Annotated in this window: 17 protein-coding genes; 11 read left to right on the top strand and 6 right to left on the bottom strand. The window is 60.9% G+C overall.

The annotated features are described in order from the left end of the window. Positions 1–67: 67 nt before the first annotated feature. The 10 genes from G7048_RS28100 to G7048_RS28055 all read left to right on the top strand — a co-directional run bounded on the left by G7048_RS28100 (position 68) and on the right by G7048_RS28055 (position 9,184). Positions 68–1,228 carry a S9 family peptidase gene (locus G7048_RS28100; protein ID WP_166071773.1) on the top strand — a complete coding sequence of 387 codons (1,161 nt, stop codon included), beginning with the start codon at positions 68–70 and terminating at the stop codon, positions 1,226–1,228. 16 nt (positions 1,229–1,244) lie between these two features. Next, the gene (locus G7048_RS28095) at positions 1,245–2,177 is read left to right on the top strand and encodes a VOC family protein (protein ID WP_166071772.1); all 933 of its coding nucleotides are present in this window, start codon (positions 1,245–1,247) and stop codon (positions 2,175–2,177) included. Positions 2,178–2,192: 15 nt separating this feature from the next. Continuing rightward, positions 2,193–2,546: a Rieske (2Fe-2S) protein gene (locus G7048_RS28090; RefSeq protein WP_166071865.1), complete on the top strand. Its 354-nt coding sequence runs from the start codon at positions 2,193–2,195 to the stop codon at positions 2,544–2,546. Then, positions 2,543–3,676 carry an FAD-dependent oxidoreductase gene (locus tag G7048_RS28085; RefSeq protein WP_166071771.1) on the top strand — a complete coding sequence of 378 codons (1,134 nt, stop codon included), beginning with the start codon at positions 2,543–2,545 and terminating at the stop codon, positions 3,674–3,676. Before G7048_RS28090 ends, G7048_RS28085 begins: the two co-directional genes overlap by 4 nt. 7 nt (positions 3,677–3,683) lie before the next feature. Continuing rightward, the gene (locus G7048_RS28080) at positions 3,684–4,841 is read left to right on the top strand and encodes an MFS transporter (RefSeq protein WP_166071770.1); all 1,158 of its coding nucleotides are present in this window, start codon (positions 3,684–3,686) and stop codon (positions 4,839–4,841) included. Further along, positions 4,838–5,632 carry a cyclase family protein gene (locus tag G7048_RS28075; RefSeq protein WP_166071769.1) on the top strand — a complete coding sequence of 265 codons (795 nt, stop codon included), beginning with the start codon at positions 4,838–4,840 and terminating at the stop codon, positions 5,630–5,632. The genes G7048_RS28080 and G7048_RS28075 overlap by 4 nt, the downstream gene beginning before the upstream one ends. Before the next feature lie 121 nt (positions 5,633–5,753). Beyond that, the gene (locus G7048_RS28070) at positions 5,754–6,335 is read left to right on the top strand and encodes a cupin domain-containing protein (protein WP_166071768.1); all 582 of its coding nucleotides are present in this window, start codon (positions 5,754–5,756) and stop codon (positions 6,333–6,335) included. After that, complete coding sequence (locus G7048_RS28065) at positions 6,332–7,327, top strand: fumarylacetoacetate hydrolase family protein (protein WP_166071767.1); 996 nt, start codon at positions 6,332–6,334, stop codon at positions 7,325–7,327. Before G7048_RS28070 ends, G7048_RS28065 begins: the two co-directional genes overlap by 4 nt. Then, entirely contained in the window at positions 7,324–8,265 is a 942-nt protein-coding gene (locus G7048_RS28060; protein WP_166071766.1) for an NAD-dependent epimerase/dehydratase family protein, read from the top strand. The genes G7048_RS28065 and G7048_RS28060 overlap by 4 nt, the downstream gene beginning before the upstream one ends. A 106-nt stretch (positions 8,266–8,371) precedes the next feature. Further along, complete coding sequence (locus G7048_RS28055) at positions 8,372–9,184, top strand: SDR family NAD(P)-dependent oxidoreductase (protein ID WP_166071765.1); 813 nt, start codon at positions 8,372–8,374, stop codon at positions 9,182–9,184. 986 nt (positions 9,185–10,170) lie between these two features. Here G7048_RS28055 and G7048_RS28050 read toward each other — a convergent pair. The 5 genes from G7048_RS28050 to G7048_RS28030 form a co-directional block, all read right to left on the bottom strand. After that, entirely contained in the window at positions 10,171–11,550 is a 1,380-nt protein-coding gene (locus G7048_RS28050) for a hypothetical protein (protein WP_166071764.1), read from the bottom strand. Between the two features lie 388 nt (positions 11,551–11,938). Then, positions 11,939–13,159, bottom strand: a complete 1,221-nt coding sequence (locus tag G7048_RS28045; protein ID WP_166071763.1) for a PepSY domain-containing protein — start codon at positions 13,157–13,159, stop codon at positions 11,939–11,941. 7 nt (positions 13,160–13,166) lie between these two features. Next, a complete protein-coding gene (locus G7048_RS28040) occupies positions 13,167–15,590 on the bottom strand; it encodes a TonB-dependent receptor (protein WP_166071762.1) in 2,424 nt (807 codons plus the stop codon). A gap of 172 nt (positions 15,591–15,762) precedes the next feature. Beyond that, the gene (locus tag G7048_RS28035) at positions 15,763–16,758 is read right to left on the bottom strand and encodes a FecR domain-containing protein (RefSeq protein WP_166071761.1); all 996 of its coding nucleotides are present in this window, start codon (positions 16,756–16,758) and stop codon (positions 15,763–15,765) included. Next, on the bottom strand, positions 16,737–17,237 hold the full coding sequence (locus tag G7048_RS28030) for a sigma-70 family RNA polymerase sigma factor (RefSeq protein ID WP_166071760.1): 501 nt from the start codon (positions 17,235–17,237) through the stop codon (positions 16,737–16,739). Before G7048_RS28030 ends, G7048_RS28035 begins: the two co-directional genes overlap by 22 nt. 249 nt (positions 17,238–17,486) lie before the next feature. Between G7048_RS28030 and G7048_RS28025 the strand changes: the two genes are divergently transcribed. After that, positions 17,487–18,347 (top strand): hypothetical protein, encoded by an 861-nt coding sequence (locus tag G7048_RS28025; protein ID WP_166071759.1) that lies wholly within the window; start codon positions 17,487–17,489, stop codon positions 18,345–18,347. Positions 18,348–18,450: 103 nt separating this feature from the next. Here G7048_RS28025 and G7048_RS28020 read toward each other — a convergent pair whose 3' ends face one another. Then, on the bottom strand, positions 18,451–19,440 hold the full coding sequence (locus G7048_RS28020) for a tripartite tricarboxylate transporter substrate-binding protein (protein ID WP_166071758.1): 990 nt from the start codon (positions 19,438–19,440) through the stop codon (positions 18,451–18,453). Between the last annotated feature and the right edge of the window lie 55 nt (positions 19,441–19,495).

Below are 19,495 nucleotides of genomic sequence, written 5' to 3'. Positions count from 1 at the left end.
GCGTTCATCGCTGGCACCTGAATTTCACTTTCGAGTCTTTCAATCAATCATTACGTAGGACTGTTTGATGTTCCGCTATTTCCCAACCAACTATGTCTGGAACCTGTCGGTCGATCTGGCCATCGAGATGGGGGCCCGAATGGGCGAGATCGAAACCATGTGCGCGCCGCTGCAGGAAGCGGCCAAGGCCCCGGACGCTGCGGGCACGCAGGCCTTTCGAGCCACTTGGGCCGCCATGGCGGACAAGCTGTGCGCCATGGCCGAAGAGGACGAATCCCTTGGCCGTTTGATTTCGGCAGGAGAAAAATACAACCGCGCGGCGACCTACTACCTCACCTGCGAACGCTTGCAGGCGCACGGCGCGCCGGGCCGAACAGCGCTGTATCAGCGCTTTCTGGAGGTCTTCGCGAAAGGCACACAGCTCAGTGGCGAGAACTGCATTCGCGTTGAAATTCCATACGAGGGCAAGGTACTGTCCGCTCTGTATGTGCGTGCCGAAGGTGTGCAGGGCAGGGCACCCGTGTTGGTTCAGGTCAACGGTCTGGATTCCACCAAGGAAATGAAGTACCGCGTCGGCCTGCCGCTGTGGCTGGCGCGCCGAGGTGTGTCGTCGCTCGTGATCGATCAACCGGGCACTGGCGAGGCATTGCGCCTGCACGGCCTGACGGCTCGCTACGACAGCGAGCATTGGGCCAGTCGGGTGGTCGATTGGTTGGAGCAGCGCGAGGACATCGACCCGAAGCGCATCGGTCTGGAAGGGGTGTCGCTCGGCGGTTACTACTGCCCGCGTGCCGTGGCGATGGAGCCGCGATTCGCTTGCGGTGTGGTTTGGGGTGCCAACCACGATTGGCGCGATGTTCAGAAGCGCCGACTGGAAAAAGAGGGGAACTTTCCTGTGCCGCATTACTGGAGCCACGTGCAGTGGGTCTGGGGAGCCAAGGACATGGACGAGTTCATGAAGATTGCGGAGAACGTGCATCTGGACGGCGTGGTCGAAAAAATCCGCGTTCCGTTTCTGGTCACGCATGGCGAGAAAGATTCACAGATTCCACTGAAGTGGGCGCATCGCACCTACGAGCAACTCGTCCATAGCCCGAAGCGCGAACTGAAGATATTCACCGAGCGCGAAGGCGGTGTCCAGCATTCCAGTTTCGACAACTCCATCAACGCCGGCCATTACATCGCCGACTGGGTCGCGGAGACCCTCGGCGGTCGCACGGCCCTCTGAACAGCAAGGATTCATCATGAACATCTTGGGACCAGACGCACTCGTATTTGGCGTCGATGATCTTTCGGCCTGCCGCCAATACCTTCTTGACTACGGCTTGCGTGAAGTGGGGGACGGATGCTTCGAGGCGCTCGATGGCACGGCCATCGTGATACGTGCGAAGGACGACCCGTCGCTGCCTGCCGATCTCGGTACAGCGAGCCTGCTTCGCGAAACGGTCTATGGCGTCGCCGACGTGCAGACTCTGGACGCCATCGAGGTCGAACTTCGACGAGATCGCGAAGTCACCCGCGAAGGCGGTGTCGTGCGAGCGCTCGACGACATGGGCTTCGCGCTGGCCTTTCAAGTCAGTGTGCGTCGGCCAATCGAGCTGCCCGTTGAATCCATCAATGCGCCGGGTGCAGCGCCGCAGCGGGGCGTGAATGTGGCCGCTGTCGACGACGCGATTGCAGCGTTGCCGCGCACGCTGTCTCACGTCGTCTACTTTGTTCCGGACGCGACCAAGGCGGAGGCTTTCTACACGCGGCTGGGCTTCGTCTGCACGGACCGTTTCAAGGGCGTGGGGCCGTTTCTGCGGCCGGGCGGAACCCAGGATCATCACACGCTGTTCATGATCGAGACACCGCCGTTCATGAAGGGCTGCGAGCATTTCACCTTTCACCTGGGCGGACCCACGGAGGTCATGCTGGCAGGCACGCGGTTCGTGAACAAGGGCTACCAGAGCTTCTGGGGACCAGGGCGTCACCGCTTCGGCAGCAACTGGTTCTGGTACTTCAATTCGCCTCTGGGGTGTCATGTGGAGTACGACGCAGACATGGACCTGCACGACGACAGCTGGATTGCCCGCGAAGGACCCATGGGGGCAGACGCTTCGCAGTTGTTCCTGTTTCAGTATCGCGAGAAGTGGGCGCCCAGCGGCCCACCGCCGGGTGCTGGGGCGGCGCATTGAAGAGGGCGATTGTTCATGCGGCTGTGTCATGTCAGCGAAGTGCACAACGGTGTCTCACGCGGCTTCGACGCACAAGGCGTGGGGCACCCCACGGTCTTTGTCGTCAGGGTTGCAGACCAGCTGCGCGCCTGGCGCGATGCCTGTCCGCATCACGGAACTCCGCTGCCCTGGCGCACCGATGCCTACCTGGATGCATCGGGCACCCATATCGTCTGCGCTGCCCACGGCGCACTGTTCGATCCACTCACCGGCATCTGCACACTTGGCCCCTGTCTGGGGGATGCGCTGACGCCGGTGCCCATTGAAGTACATCCTGACGGCAGCGTGTATTTGACGACTTCAAAAATAGACAAGGAGACCACATCATGAATCTGGAAACGCAGCGCGTACTCATCATCGGAGGGGGCTTTTCCGGCATGTCCGCCGCCATTGACTTGCGCCGTCGCGGCGCTCAGGTGGACTTGGTGGAGATCGATGCCAACTGGCGCAACTACGGTGCGGGCATCAGTCTCGGCGGTGCCACTCTGCGTGCCTTCGGACAGCTCGGCATTCTGGAGGCGTTTCTCGAACACGGGCATGCGGCCGATGGCGTGCGCGTATGCCTGCCGCACGGCCCCCAGGTGGCAGAGTTGCCCACGCCGCGCATTGCCGGAGCCCACGTACCGGGCGGTGGTGCCATATTGCGGCCCGTGCTGGCACGCATTCTTGCGGGCGCCACGCGTGCGTCGGGTGCAGACATCCGATTGGGCTGCAGCTTCACCAGACTCCAGCAGGCTGATGACGGCGTGGACGTGGAGTTCACGGATGGCCAGCGTCGCCGCTACGACCTCGTGATCGGCGCGGACGGTCTCTACTCCAAGGTGCGCGAGGCGTTGATCCCCGACGCACCCAAGCCGCGCTACAGCGGTCAGGCCGTCTGGCGTGCCGTGTTGCCCCGGCCTGCCGACATCGACACCGCCACCATTTGGATGGGGCAACGCATCAAGCCCGGTGTGAATCCGGTCTCGAAGACGCAGATGTACCTGTTCGTCACCGAACCCCGTCCGAGCAACGACTTTGTGGATCCAGCCACCTTCGTGCAGAGACTCCAAGGGCTGCTCGAAGAGTTCAGTGCGCCGCAATTGCAGGCCGTTCGAGCGCAGATCAACGAGCAGTCACAGATAGTGTTTCGTCCGTTGGAGGGGTTGCTGGTGCAGCGCCCGTGGTCACAAGGGCGCATCGTGCTGATCGGCGACACCGTGCATGCGACGACGCCACATCTCGCATCGGGCGCGTGCATCGGTATCGAAGATGCTCTGGTGCTGGCCGATGAGCTGGCGCGCGGCAAATCCGGCATACCTGCCGCATTGGCCGCATTTGAACAACGCCGCTGGGAGCGTTGTCGCATGGTCGTGGAAAACTCGTCGCGTCTGGGCGAAATCGAGATCGCCGGGGGCGACAAGGAGGAGCACGCCAACATCATGCGCAGCTCACTGATGGCGCTGGCCCAACCGATTTGAGATGACCATGACCAAAACAAACTCCATGTCTGGACGGCTGGCGTTGATGGTGGGCCATTGCGCCGGGATGGTCGATCTGGTGGCGCTGCCGATTTGGGTCGGAACGTTGGTCGCGCACTATGGTTTCGATCCGCAGCAAGCGGGCATGCTTGCCTCGCTGTTTCTGATCGGCGCGGTGGTGGCCAGCGTGGCGTTGGCTTCACGGTTTGACAGGCTCAACATGCGCGTGGTCGCAACGCTGGGGTTCGGCTTGACCACGCTGGGTTTCGGCCTGGCATCCACGGTGCGCGACTTCGGCACGCTGGCGGTACTGCACGCGCTTTGCGGCCTGGCCCTGGGTGCAGCGCTGAGTGCCACCCACGGCACCATTGCGCGAAGCGGCAATCCGCATCGCTTGTTCGGGTTCGTCGGCATGGCGCTGGCGGTGTTCGGCATTCTGTTCATGGCCGCCACGCCGCCGCTGCTGTCCTCATTGGGTGGCTCGGCGCTGTTCGTCGTTTTTGCAGGCGTGATGGCTGTTGCGACCCTCAGTTCGGCACTTGCGTTTCCCGTCCCTGATGCTGCGCCCGCGCCAGTGCGGAGCACAGGATCACACGAGCGCATTCCTGCTGCTGTGTGGGCAGGCATCTTCGGCATTGCCTGCATGGGCTTGGTGCAGGCCATGGCTTTCAGCTTTCTGGAGCGCGTAGGCAGCGATCACGGCTTCGGTTCCACCGCCATCAACGGGGTGCTGATTGCGTTGGGCATCGTCAACCTTGCGCCGCCCGCGTTGGCAGTGCTTCTGCAAAAGCGACTTGCTGCGCGCACGGTCATGCTGGCAGGAGCTGCGTTGCAGGCGGGACTCGTTGCCGTGATCATGCTGTCCACCCAGTTTGCGCCCTATGCCGCAGCGGCTTCGTTGCTGGCCGCCGTGATGATCTTCACTCACACGTTTGCGTTCGGACTGCTCGCGCAACTCGACCACAGCGGTCGAGCCATGGCCGCCACGCCCGCCATGCTCATGACCGGAGCGGCCATCGGTCCGGTACTTGGCGGCACCTTGGTCAAGAGCTTTGGCTACGGCAGTCTGGCCTTGGCCGCGATGTGCATCGGCACGCTTGCACTGTTGTGCTTTGCAAGACTCCCTTCTTCCCACGCCGCACTGCGGCAAGAGGCACTGACATGAAACGCAAGAACCGCCTGGTCGATCTGTCCATCTACCTGGAGAACGATGTGCTCTCGGATCCACCGCCGTTGGCTCCGAAGATCACCTACCAGAAGCACGCTGACACGATGCACGAGTTTCTGGTCATGCTTCCGGGGACGGCCCCCGAGGACTATCCGGATGGAGAGGCCGCAGCCGTTGAGTGGGTCACTCTGACAACCCACAGCGGCACGCATTTGGATGCGCCCTGGCATTTCCATTCGACACAGGACGCCAAGAACGGCGGCGCGCGCCCGTCCATCACCATCGATCAAGTCCCGCTGGAATGGTGCTTTCAACCCGGTGTGAAGCTGGACTTTCGGCATTTTCCCGATGGGTATGTGGCGACGGCTGCAGATGTGGAGGCCGAACTCGGGCGCATAGGCCATGTGCTGGAGCCGCTGGACATCGTGGTGGTCAACACGCGCGCAGGCTCGCGGTATGGCCACAACGACTTTGTCAGCTCGGGCTGTGGGATGGGCTATGAGGCGACCATGTATCTGCTCGAGCGCGGTGTACGCCTGACAGGAACCGACGCCTGGAGCTGGGATGCGCCCTTCGCCTATACCGCCAAGAAAGTGGCCGAGACCGGCAACAAGGCGCTGATCTGGGAGGGCCACAAGGCTGGCCGGGACATTGGCTATTGCCACCTGGAGAAGCTGCACAACCTGGAAGCCCTGCCTGCGCACGGCTTCACCATCAGCTGCTTTCCGCACAAGATCCGCGGCGCCAGCGCCGGTTGGACGCGCGCCGTGGCGATCTTCGAAGACTGACGCGAGGCATCGCATGCGTGCGCACCTTGACCAGTCCGCGACGCGAAATGGCAAGAGACCCGAACGCTTCCACCCACACCGCAGCATCGCTGCGGCCTGACCCGAACAAAAAGGAGACTTGATGTTCTTTCCTCCCATCCACCGCGTCGTGACTGGCCACGACGCGCAAGGCCGCGCCATTGTCTCGACCGATGGACCGCTGCCCAACGTGGTCGAGATCGCGGCGATTCCCGGCACCATCTTTCATGAAGTCTGGAGTACTTCTGCGACGCCTGCGTCAGTGGACAATGGCGCGGATCCGACGCTTGGTGCCATCGTGCTGCCACCGCCTCGGCATGGCACCCGCATTCGCTTCGTGGACATCCCCCCCGACACCGCCGACTATCTTGCGCATGGGGCTGGTCAAATGCACGACGCCTTCGCGCAAATCGGCGATGCCAAGGCGTCCACGGTGCGTGCGGATTCTCCACATCCCTTGATGCACCGAACGGAATCAGTGGACTACGGAATCGTGATCGAGGGCGAGATGACGTTGGTTCTCGACACCTCCGAGGTGCTGCTGAAAACAGGCAGCGTGGTCGTGCAGCGCGGCACCAACCACGCATGGGCCAATCGATCGGGCCAGCCCTGCCGCATGTTGTTCGTGCTGGTCGATGGGGCTTATGCGCCTGACATTGCCAACGCACTGGAGAGGCACGCATGAAATTCGCGACACTTCGAAATGGCACGCGGGATGGTGCTTTGGTTCTTGTCTCTCGCGACGCGCAACACGCGTTGCCGGTGCCGCGTATCGCAACCAGCCTGCTCGACGCCGTGCAGCGCTGGGACGCGGTTTGTGGACCCTTGGGCGATTTGTACGATGCACTCAACGCCGGGGACAAGACGGGTGCGATGGCCTTCGATCCGCACGCCTGCTCCGCGCCTTTGCCCCGCAGTCCGCAGTGGCTGGATGCGTCGGCCTTTCTGAACCATGGGCGTTTGATGGAGCAGGCCTTCAACGTTCCGCCGATTCCGAATTTCGACACCATTCCGGTCATGTACCAAGGAGCCAGCGACGACTTTCTGGGACCGTTCGAGGATGTGCCGTTGCCGAGCGAGGCACATGGCATTGATTTCGAAGGCGAGTTCGGCGTGGTGCTGGGGCATGTGCCCATGGCCGCGTCACCCGAAGAGGCGGCCAGAGCGGTGCGGCTGATTGTGCAGATCAACGACTGGAGCCTGCGCGCTCTGGGGCAGGAGGAAATGCAGACCGGCTTTGGCTTTCTGCATGCCAAACCATCCACCTCCTTTGCACCCATCGCCGTGACACCCGATGAGCTGGGTGATGCATGGCGCAACGGCCGCGTGCAGATGCGCATGCATGTGCAGTGGAACGGTGAGCGCGTGGGCGAGCCCCACGGAGGCGAGATGAACTACAGCTTCGGCCAGCTCATTGCCCATGCTGCGCGCACGCGCAGGTTGACGGCAGGTTGCATCATCGGATCGGGCACTGTCTCCAATCAGTCCCGCACAGCGGGGTCTGCGTGCATTGCCGAGCGACGCATCATCGAGAAGATCGACCAGGGAGAAATCCGCACCGGCTTCATGCGTTTCGGAGATCGTGTGTGCATGCAGGCCAAGTTCGAAGATGGTCGAAATGGGCCGTTCGGCGAAATTCAACAGCGCGTCGTTCAGGCGGCCGCCCCGCAAGCATGAAAGTGCTTGTCACGGGTGCCGGTGGATTCATCGGCGCGATGCTTTTGCAACTGCTGGCCGAAGGTGGTCTTGGCGGTGGCCAGTCGGTCGCGGCCATTGCCGCAGTGGACCGGATGCTTCCTGCAGCCATGCCGGGTGTGCTGAAAATGGAGGGCGACTTGAGGGACGAGTCCATCCACGCGCGCATCGCGGACTTCGCGCCCGAGGTCTGCTTTCACCTTGCGGCATTGCCTGGAGGGGCCGCAGAGGCCGATCCGGCTGGCAGTCGTCGTGTGAATCTCGATGCCACGATGGACCTGTTTGACCTGCTGGGTGCGATCCCGTGCCAGCATCCCCGCATATTGGTCTACGCCAGCACCATCGCCGTCTACGGAAGCAAGCTTCCGGACCTCGTCACCGACACCACGCCGCTGCGCCCGCCGCTCATCTATGGCGCGCACAAGCTTGCCTGCGAAATTCTTCTGGCCGACTACACGCGGCGGGGTCTGCTCGACGGGCGTGCGTTGCGGTTGCCAGGCATCGTCGCACGACCGAGAACAGCGTCGGGCCTCGCGTCGGCCTTCATGAGTGACTTGCTGCATGCCGTGGCTGCCGGTGAGCCCTTCACTTGCCCCGTTGGTCCACAGGCCACTGCGTGGTGGATGTCTGCACGCCGTTGTGCAGAAAACCTGATTCACGCGGCTGTCATGGACCCAGGCACGGACAGCCGTCGCGCTTGGCCTTTGCCGGTGTTGCGTCTGTCCATGGAAGAAGTGGTGCACACATTGTCCCGGATGTACCGAGTGGACGGTGCCCAACTCGTGCGCTATGAACCGCAGGCGATGCTTGAAGCGGTGTTTGGCCGCTACCCCATGTTGGACGACCAGACCTCGCGTGCGTTGGGTTTGCGCGATGACGGCAGCGCAGAGGAATTGATACGACGTGCTCTCACACATTGATCGCTTGTGTTTTGAAGCTTTGCGTCCGTATGCATCATGACGATGCATCGCTGCCCATCTTCGCAAGGCGCGTGGTTGAGCAGCACCTTTCGCAGAAATCGTCCGGATGAAGCAGTACACCTTGGGAGACAACGTGAAAGAAGAAGCGCTGAACCTATTCGATCTACGCGGCAAGACCGCGCTCGTGACGGGCGCTGCCGGAGGGCTTGGTCAGGCAGTCGCCTTGGCGTTCGCTGCGCACGGCGCCGATCTGGTGCTGGCCGATCGCCAAGGGGCCGCGACTGAATCGGTGGCGGAGCGCTGCCGGGAATGGGGTAGCCAAGTTTCTGTGCTCAGCGCAGACCTCGCCGATCCAGTGCAATCCAAAGACTTGGCGGCCAAGGCGCTCGCGATATATGGAAGCATCGACATCCTCGTGTGCAACGCCGGCATGCAAGGGCCCGCAGGACCGCTGCTTGAAGTCAAAAGTGAAGACTGGCAGCAGGTATTCCAAGTGAATCTGGTCAGCGCTCACACGCTATGCGCGGGCCTCGTTCCTGCGATGGCAGCGCGTGGCAGCGGAAGCATTGTGCTGATGGCCAGCATCGCAGCGCTTCGTGGAAACCGATCCATCGGTGTCTATGGTTTGAGCAAAGCGGCACTGGCGCAGCTGGCTCGCAATCTGGCTGTGGAACTGGGGCCCAGCGGCATTCGTGTCAACGCAATCGCTCCCGGATTGATTCGCACCCCTCTGGCGCAAGGCCTGTTGCAGGATGCTGAATTCATGGCGCGACGACTGTCGATGACCCCATTGCGTCGCGTGGGTGAACCCCATGAAGTGGCCGGCATCGCCGTGATGCTCGCCTCAGCCGCAGGCGCATTCATTACGGGGCAGACCATTGTTGTCGATGGCGGAACGCTGGTGTCTGACGGGGGCTAGTTGAGGGATTGCGAACGTGCTGGCGCTATCGGCCACAAGCTGCTAGTAGGTGAGCGATTGAGCAGTCACTTGGGCGAGGCTCACAGAGCTGTGCCTCGCATCTCTGGAGGTATGAGCGAGGCATGATTCCGATAAACGGGATAGAGCAAGTTCTCTCCGAGGCTAGCTGCAACTGCGACATACGCGCGTCTAAGTTTTGCAACTTCATTGGGTGATTCGAGAGATACTGACTCAGCAAGGAGCTCTGCAAGTTGTGATTCAAACGCAGCGCAAGCGGCCAGGACGCGGTCGGCAAGTGCGGCGTTGGCCAGCAGATTTGATGTAGCCTCAGCGCTGTGCCTCATTTGAACTGGTTCTGTTGATGGGCCATCAGGTAGGAGTTTAAGTACTACGACATCCCCCTCCTTGATATTTACAACCGGCCAATCGATGTACACAGTCTCTGTGTCGTGGGTCTCAATACCGACCAGCCGTAAAACATTCTCTTGGTCGGGCTCCGAGCCACGCACTTCTGTGTTTAGGTGTGCGCTGAGAAACCCGCTGGTCTCAAGCCCAGCAGTACAAATAGGTTGGTCATTGAGCAAGGCCTGAATACGCATGATTATTCGGTTGCAGTGAGGGATGGCCGACTGTACATGAGCGACTAATCACCAATGAACTGTCACTGACTGCTTACTGATGCCATTCTGAATGTCGCTTTTGGGTCGAACAGCGACGACGGTAAACAGCCAGAGGCGGGCCATAGTGACCGACGGCTCGGCGTTGGACTGACTGGCTGGATTCCAAGGTAACGCGTGCATCAACGGATCACACTCGACGTCCGATACGACCTGCCGCAAGAGGCGTGGGACGCTGCAATGGTAGCCTGCAGAGTCTCTCGCCAAGGATGCTCTTCACGAATCGGTGCGAGTAAGTGAAGCACCGTGGCTCTTTGCTCGCTTTATCGGTACCGGTTCGATGCCTTCTGCCGCCCACGCAACGAGGCGCTATTTGGTGACGGACCGGCTGCCGCCCGCAGGCGATGCGCCCAGGGGCGGCTGTTGGCGCGACTCGATGTAATAGCTGACCTTGATGGTGCAAATCCAATTGTCGCCCTTGAACGCCGGGCGCCTGTTGACAGGATTGTTGATGCACTCCGGAGCACCTTCGCCTGTGACCCGGAATTCCTTGGCTGAAGCGAATTCCCTGTATGACGGCTCTTCCTTGGCTCGCTGCCTTTGCGCCGATTCGATGGCGGCCTCTTTGGTCGGTGCCAGCATCGCGCCCGCATAGCCGATGTCGCGGGTGTATCGGTGGAGCGTTTCGGTCGAATTGCCACCGGCGCCGGGCGTTGCGGCATCGTTGGCGGGGGCCGATCTCTGGTTGGCTGCGCCGTTCGCATGGCTGCTTCCCGAATCTGTGCGCTTGCTGTCGTCAGGCCGAGAATTCGCGGTCAGTTGAAGCGGCGCAATATTTCCGGATCCTCTACTGGCCAATACGGGATCTTTGTCTGTCCCTTCCGCTTCGGTCGTGGTGTATCGCACACCGCTCGGCGGCGTTTTGGTCGTTGACACCCAGAACACGGCTCTCAAATAGCAATGCCAGGTATTCTTGCCCTTCAGAGAACGATCCGTGAGGCTGAGATCCCTGCAGATGGGTGGATCCCGCGAAACGATCTTGACATTGAATGCATCTGGGTACTGGCGCCGTGGGCCTGCTTCCCACCCTTTTTCGAGCTCGCGCAAAGCATCTGCCTCAGACGCGAATTTGCTCGGAGCGCCGAAGTTACCTTGGGCGAGAAATGTATAGAGAGGCTTCTTCTGGGGCTGAAAAACCGGCCTTGTCGCTTCCAGATTGTGGCTTCGTTGTGGCGGCGGCGACTCGGCGGCGCTGGCGGCTTTTGGGGGCGGTGGTTCACTGCCTTTGGCAACGATGTCTTTTGCACCCGGATCAATCCAATTGCCATGCAAAGCGACGCCTACGCTATCCCAACTGCTACCAAAGTCTCTTTCATAAGAGCGTTGGGCCTGCTCCATTGTTGGATAGCATCTCAGCCCGGTCAAAAGCAAGAGGCTATTGTTCGGGCTGATTGTGATTTCTCCTTGAACGCGGTCTCTGTTCTCATTGAAAAATCTGAAGGCGTTGTCCTTCAAAACTGCATTCATCAGGGGTTCCCATTCACGCCAAACCAGAGAACTATCGGATGGCGGCAACTTCATCGGATCGAGGGCCACATAGATGAACTTCCCGTCGTCAGTTCTATGGCTCATCCTCAACGCGCCAGGGCTAAAGCAATCACCGGCGAACGATGCGCTCGAAAACAAAGCCGCGCCCAGCATCAGCCCGAGAGCACGTGCAAAATGAAAACTCCGGAAATTCGAGATCATGGAATGGATAAGAAGTAGGTTAGGGCCAAGGGATGCTCTTCGCGAATCGAACGGAAAATATGTGCCGTGGATCGGAATGGGATGCGAGGCGCAAAGCACAGCAATCGCCGGGCACTTGTGAAGAACACCTCGAAATCTTCTCTCATCGCCGCAATCATCTTATTGAAATGCTTGTCACGCCCTGTCCCCGGCTGCTCATTTGTCTCCATTGTTCCTTGGACGGATTCTTGAACCTCTTTGGGGATCTTCTCAAAACCCTTCGTGGAATCAGTGTACGCACGAATGCAGCAAATTCATCAGATAGTCTCTCCACGCGGTGCCCTGAGGTTCGACCTGTTCGCCGAGGCCTCACGCAAGCGCAAGATCGATGAAGTGGGCGATCCGGACGTCAGGTTCCGGATGACTTCACACGCCCGGCCTTGACCGCGTCAGCGCGGGCCCTCGATCTGCTGCGCCAGACCATGAGCCCGGTGACGGCCATCACGCAAGTGGCGACTCCGGCCAGAAAGACGGCGATGCGCCCCCACAGTGCGAGGATGCGGCCGGTGTGCAGCGGGTATTGCCAGATCACAAACCGTTCGCCATTGGTGGCGTGGTGGTAGCCATACAGCGCGCGCAGTTCACCGGTTTGGTCGTCGATGTAGACCTGTTCGTAACGCAGGCTGAAGGCGCGTTCCAGCATCCCGGGTTCCTTGAATGCAATGCGATACACACCTTGTTTGGCCAGATGGTTGGCATACCAAGGTTGATAGTTCAGCGTCTGCGCGGGCAATCGAGCGCGGGCGCGGACTACGGCTTCGTCGATGCCGAACGCGGGCTGCCGCTGCCTGTCCTTGATGACTGGAAGTGACCGCGCGGGATGCTGATGCACCGTCGAGAACCAGTTGACCACGGGTTTGAACACTTCGTCGGCGAGGCTGAAATACACACCCGAGATGCCTAGCATCAGCGCGAAGGGAAGGCTCCAGAGACCGACGCTGCGGTGCAGATCGAACGTGACACGGGTGGCGGATGCGCCGCGTTTGATGCTCCATGCGGGCTTCCACTTGTTCCAGAATTCTTGTCGCCAGGACGCCATGCGCGGCAGCGTGAGCCATGCGCCAAGCAGGGACGAGACGAGCCACACGATCGCGACTGTGCCCGTCAGCCACATGCCCCATTGGCCGGGCAATTGCAGTCTGCGATGCAGCACGTCGATGAATGGAATGAGGTGTGCGCGGTCCAGCCGCAATGCTCCCCATTGGCGCTGTCCAAGTATTTTCCCGCTTCCTGGATCGACGTACAGACGATCGAAGCCGAGGTCATACGGTCTGTTGTTCGCCGCATCAATGCGCGGAACCACACGCACTTCATACGTGCTGCCGGCGGGCGCGCTCAACGGCAGCAGACTCACGCGCAAGCGCGGGTCGGCATGCTGGATGCGGTGGGTCAGCTCATCTGCGCCCAGTGCGGGCTGCACCTGCTCCACGCGCAGCAGGCGAGGGTTGAGCCATGCGTCGATCTCATGCGCAAACACCAGTACGCTGCCAGTGAACGCGATCACCAACAGAAACAGCAACATGGCGAGACCAAGGTAGCGGTGCAGCGCTACCCAGAGCTTGCGGGCCATCACCGGATCACCAGTGGTGCGTGTAGCTCGCCGTCAAAGTGGCACCAGCGGCAGGCAGGCGGCTGTCGTTCTTGCCGCTGCGCATGAGCTGGCTGTACAGCGGCAGGTAGTGCTTGTTGAACAGGTTTTGCACGCCCACGGTGAGGTGATTCTTGTTGTCGAACTGATAACGTCCGACGACATCCACGCTGTAGTAGCTCTTCACATCGGCGCGGGCGAACTGGGTCTTGCCATCAGCCAGGCGATAGTCGCGCGCGCCAAACCAGTTGAACTGGGTGCGCAGGCTCCAGCGCTCGCTTGGGCTGTACTGCACATAGCCGGTGATCTTGACCGGCGGAATGCGGTAGCCCGTCATGATCTGATCGCTCGTCGCGCCGGGCGGAGTCTCGCGGCCCTGCATCCAGGTCAGCGTGCCGCCAGTGGACCATTCGTCGCCGTAGTGATCGGCAGTCAGCTCCACACCGCGAATGCGCTCTCGCGTGCGGGTGAGGTGCAGGCCGTTGTTGAACGACTGCACCGCGCCCAGATTGGAGCGTGAGTGAAACACCGCGAGCGTGGCCATGGTGCTGCCGAAAGTGCCGCGCCAGCCGATTTCGTAGTTGTCGGTCTTGACGGGTTCAAGCTCGGAGGAGTTGATGTCGAACTTGGCTCCGGCATTGCGCAGTTGCAGGCCTACATCGGGCAAGTCGAAACCCTGACTGACCGATGTGTAGAGCTCGTGCCCCTTCACTGGTTTGAAGGCCACGCCCGCGTTGTAGAGCACAGCATCGTAGGCTACCTTGCCGCCGGACACCGTGGCTGGATTGCTCAGGCGCGACTGCGACAGAGGCTGGAAGTCATCGAAGCTCGCTCGCGATTTTTCATAACGCAAGCCACCTTCAGCCGACCATTGGTCGTTGAACTTGTGCTGAAGCTGCGCGAACGCCCCCGCGCTTTTCACGCTCACCCAGGGCATGTAGATGCGCTGGCCGGTGCGACGAAACACGAGCCCGCCGCTGGCGTCATAGGTGGCTGCATCGAAGGTGTCCAGCGGCATGTTGCTGCGCTCCTGAATGTAGTCAGCACCCCAGACGACCTTGGTGTTCTTGTCCTCGCCCAACGGCGTCGTGATGGTCAGGCGTCCGCCGAACACCTTGTTGTTCTGCATGACCTGATCGACGAAGTTGCCACGGTTGGTGTTGGTGCGCGAGTCCGATGGCACAAAGCGCACGTAGTTGTCGCGACCGTAGACCATGGCGGACAGCATGCTGCCGGCCAGATCCTTGTGTTCGTAGCTGGCGCTCAGCAAGGTGTTCTCGATCTGATTCTGCTCTTCGAGTTGCAGGCCCTTGATGGCTCTGGCGGTCGCGCCGCCGAGAGGCGCCTTGTTGACGCTCGGATCGCTTGCGTAGTCGGACTTCTGGTGCGTGCGCAGGTGGCTGGCTGCGAGCTGGATGCGCTGGTTGGCATCGATGCGAAACCCCAGTTTTCCTCCAAGGCTGTAGGTGTTCGAATCGAACAGATCGCCCTGACTGGCGTCCGGCGCAATGCGGTTTCCATGACCGTCGAAAGCACCGCCCGTGCGGCGTGCCGAGATATCGACCTCGTAATCAACCACCTCGCCAGCGCCCGACATGTAGTGCTGCACCTGAGCGCCCAGCCCCTCGCTGCTCAGTTGGGACAGCGATGAGTCGAACCCCACCGTGGTGCGCGCCACCGACTCGCCGCCCACGGGCCGCGTCGTCACCGAGATCACACCGCCGGTTGCGCCACTGCCGTAGATAGCGTTGCTGCCGCGCAGCACCTCGACGCGCTCGATGCGGCTGAGGTCCACATTGGACAGATTGCGCGAGCTGTCGCGGTTGGTGTTCAACGGAATCCCATCGACCAGCACCAGCACATTGCGCCCGCGCAGCGTCATGCCGAAGTCGCTGAGATTGCGGCTGGAGTCCGAGAGACCCGGCACGCTTTTCGCCAGCATCGTGCCCAGATTGGGCGAGGTGGCACGCAGGTCGCTCAACTCCTGACCTTCGATGACCGTGACCTGTCTGGTCGGCTGCATCAGCGAGCTGTCCGAGCGCTGGTCTGTGACCACGACGGTGGGCAATTGCACGGACGGCTCGCTTGTGGCAACAGCGTTTGCACCGGCTGCAGGAGCGGGCGCCTGTGTGTTTTGCTGCGGATGAGCTGCCGATTCGCGAATCTGCAGAGCACCGCCCGGCAGCGCTTCCACGGACAGCTTCGATCCCTCCAACGCCTTGCGCACGGCTTGCTCCGCCGTCAGCGAACCGTGAATCGGCTGTGCACGCAAACCCTTGAGCAACGTGGGATCGGCGACGATGCTGCGTCCCGTCAGCTGACCGATGCGCGTGATGGTTTCGGCCAGCGTACCGGCCGGGACTTCAAGGCGCACGGCCGCTGCCTGTGTGCTGTCGGCAGCATGACTTGCCATTGAAGACGCTGCGCAGACAACGAGCGTGGCAAACGCCAGCGCATGCAGGGTGGGGCGTCGGGAAGGATGGGTTGGGAGGCTGGAGGGGGTCACGGGAAAAATCCTTTTCGCTCTGTACTGACTACCTTGTGCGGCGAAACGGAAAATCCCCTCAACTATTTTCATGCCCTGTTCAGCGAGCGTTCTTGCGGTCGATGGAGACCAGTGGCCCGAGGTGGCGGATCTGCACCGGCAGGATCTGGGTGAGCGTGTTCAGCAGTTCCTGCACGTCCAGCCGGAAAATCCCGAAAACCCGCAGTTCCGAGACCGCAGGCGACACACGAATGAACCCCGGAAAATAGGCCTGAAGCGCCTCGACCACCTCCGCCAGAGACCAATCATCCACTGCCAGCATGCCCTGCTGCCAGGCAATGCGGTTCAATGCATTGCCGAGCAGACGCTCCAGCTTGAGCGCATTGAAGCTCGCTCCTTCGCCCGTGTTCAGAACCGTCTGCGAAAGCTCTCGCGGCTGAAGAGTGACTGCGTTGTCCATCGCAACCACCTCGGTGCGATCCGCATGGATGCGGCTCATCACGCGGCCAGATTCCCATTGCACCAATCCATCTCTGGTGTGAATCCTGAGTGGTGAAGACCCCGCAAATGACCGCGCAGCAAGCAGTGCTCCGGCGCGATGCTGCAGCTCGGGCACGCCCGATTCGTAGCGCACGTTGACTGCGGATCGCGCGTCCAGCAACACGGTCGATCCATCGGCCAGCGTGAACTCGCGCCGCTCGCCTGTGCCTGTGCGCAGATCGGCCATGACCTGCCCGAGCGGAGTCAATCTGTCGGCAACCAAGGCCGTCGCGACACCCACGCCCGCGATGGCCAGCGCTCCACGCAGCACACGGCACCGTCGCGTTCTGAACAGCGCCTGCATGGCGGCCTGCACATGGACTCCTTCGGCTTGCGATTGCAAGTTGCGAACGGTGGTCAGCGGCGCAGACAGCGCAGTGCTCACACGCGTCCATGCGGTCCGGTGCAGCGCGTCCTTGCTGAGCCAATGCTCAAACGCTTGACGATCCGCGTCGCTGAGCGTGGCCGCTTCATGGCGCACCAGCCAATCGACGGCGGCATGCATGGCTTGCTCGTTGGAGGATGACGCCATGCTCATGCCGTGCAGTTCACGCATTGAAGCAAAGCGCGCTTTATGTGGCGCTCGACCGTAGCCAGCGAAACGCCCATGTGCTCGGCAATCTGCGGATAGCTCATGCCATCGAGCCGCGACAGCAAGAACGCCGTCTTCACCGGCAGCGGCAGCGCGGCCAGCGCGCGGTCGATCTGGCAGATGGCCTCCACCAGCATTGCATGTTCTTCGGGCGAAAGCGCGACTGCTTCGGGCATGTGGCGCAAAGTGTCCGCATACGCCTGCTCCAGATCCTGACGCTGCCAGAGCTTGATCAGAATCCGCTTCGCAATCGTCGCGAGAAACGCGCGCGGCTCCCGAATCTCCGAACGCCCGCCATCCTCCGCCAGTTGCAGGAACGTCTCCGACGCCACATCTTCGGCCTCGCAATGACAGGACACCCGACGCATCAAGCGTCCGCGCAGCCACCCATAGTGCTGGCGAAAGATGTCATCCACTTCGACATGGAACGGAATCGATGGCATGGCGCGTCAGATGAAGAAAATGACGCGCATCATAATTGATAATGATTCTTGTTATTGGTTTGTGGGGAAATCCAACAGGCTCAGCGCTTCATCGGCAGATCCCATCCATGCGAGCGACCTTGCAGCGAACGTCTGTCGGCACGCAGCGGATCAGATCTCGCCAATGGGGGTGAGCCCGAGGTAGGGAACAATGGACAGATGCCTATACTGCTGTTGAGTGACTCAATAACAATCAACAGGAGAAAGCGCATGTTTCGTTCCGTTGGCGGTGCTCTGCTTGCAACCGTGACATGGTTGGTCTCAACGACCGCATCAGCCGCGTTGCCGCAGCCCGGACTCTGGACATTCGACGGCGAGTCCAACGGAAAACCGGGCCGTGGCATCCAGATCGACCGCCAGGATGGCGACCGCATCATCGTCACCTATTTTGGTTATCGAGCCGATGGCTCTGCGACGTTTCTGCAAGCGGGCGGTCACATCGAAGACGATGGCAAGACCTTCTCTGCCGAGCTGAACGAATACAAGAACGGCCGCGCCATGGACGGTGAGGCGCGTACGGGCGAGCTGGCAAAAATGGTGGGCAACGTGCGCATGGAGTTCGACACATCCACGGCGGGAAGCATCACGCTGCCGGGTGAAGAAAAGCGCTCCATTTCCCGTATCGCATTCAATGAACATCGCAATCGTCTGAACAATCAGTTCTTTGTCACGCGAGTGCAGTTTGATGACGAGAAGGTGGCAAGCGATCAGGCATGGTTGAAGTTCAGCGTGAATGGCGACCAAGTGCTGTTCGATCTTTCGCCGCTGAACGCTGATGGACCCTGCTCGTTCAAGGGAGGCTTGAACCCTGCAGGGGATGGCTTCACGTCCAAGGGGACCTACACATGTGGAGACGTCATCACCTCACATCCGAAATCGTTCTATCGACTCGACGAGTTGAAGGTGGACCCCTTGGGATTCATCTCCGGCACGCTAAACGTCAGCAACAATGCCGAGATGTCGAATTCGCGCACGACCAAATTGTTTGGCTACTGCTATCGAATCCCGGATGCAGTGATTCTCGGCGTGCCCGGCCAAGGTGATCGCTGCTCGGCCGCGCAGCTTGAGTGAGCCCACTTCGGAGGGGCCAAGTGGATGCGTAAAGCAGCGATCCAGGTTTGAACGCGCGCAGGGGCCAAGAGATGGCGCAGGGCGCGTTCGTTCGTTCATTCGCTCAGTCGGCGTATGCCCCTGCGGCCTTGATGACGGCACCCCATTTGGCGATTTCTGCTTGCACGAACTTCTTGTGTTCGGCGGGCTCGATCCGTTTGTCGGTGGCGATCACGGCGCCTAGTGCTTCTTCTCGTTTGATGAACTCGGGATCCTTGAGTGCAACTTTCAGCGCATCGTTGATGGTCTTGACGACCGCTGCGGGCGTGTCCTTAGGTGCATAGAGACCGTGCCAGATGGTGACTTCAAAGTTGCCCAAGCCCGATTCCTTCAAGGTGGGCAGATCCTTGAGGCTTGGCGTGGTCAGTCGTTTGCCCGTCGTGACAGCGTAGGCCTTCACCTTTTTGGCTTCGATCTGACCGCTGGTGTTGGTGGTTTGATCGCACAGCAGGTCGACCTGGTTTCCCATCAGGTCCGCGATGGCGGGAGCCGCACCTTTGTATGGAACGGGCGTCATGTCGGTCTTGAGTTCCGCCTGGAACATCAAGCCACACAGGTGAGATGCGGAGCCCACGCCCGCATTGGCCAGATTGATGCTGCCCTTGTTGGCCGCGACCCATTGAACGAGTTCCTTGTAGTTGTTGGCGGGCAGTGTGGGCTTGCCGATCAAGGTCATGGGCACATCGTTGATGATGCCGAGATACTCGAAGTCCGACTCCACGTTGAACGACAACTTGCGGTAGAGGCTTGGAATGGTGGCCATGCCGATGTGGTTGAGCAGCAGGGTATAGCCATCGGGCGTGGCGCGGGCTACCTTGGCGGCACCGATCGAGCTGCCAGCGCCAGCCGTGTTGTCCACCACGATCGTGGCGCCGCCCAAGGGTTTGCGAAGGGCTTCGGCCAGGTCACGCGCCACGCGGTCCGTGGGACCCCCGGCGGTGAATGGCACAACAATCGTGATGGTCTTGCCGTTGGCAGGAAAGCTTTGCGCATGGGCGCCGAAAGTGCTCAGGACTGCAGCGGATGCCACTGCGAGAGGGAAGAGGATGTTCATGGTGTTTGCTGTTTAGGGGCAATGGATGGGAGGGCAAGGGCAACGGCAGCAGAGA

It is taken from the genome of Diaphorobacter sp. HDW4B (genome assembly GCF_011305535.1).
Lineage (GTDB): Bacteria > Pseudomonadota > Gammaproteobacteria > Burkholderiales > Burkholderiaceae_C > Diaphorobacter_A.
Note: the sequence above shows the minus strand (reverse complement) of the source record. Positions and strands in the feature narration are given on the sequence as shown.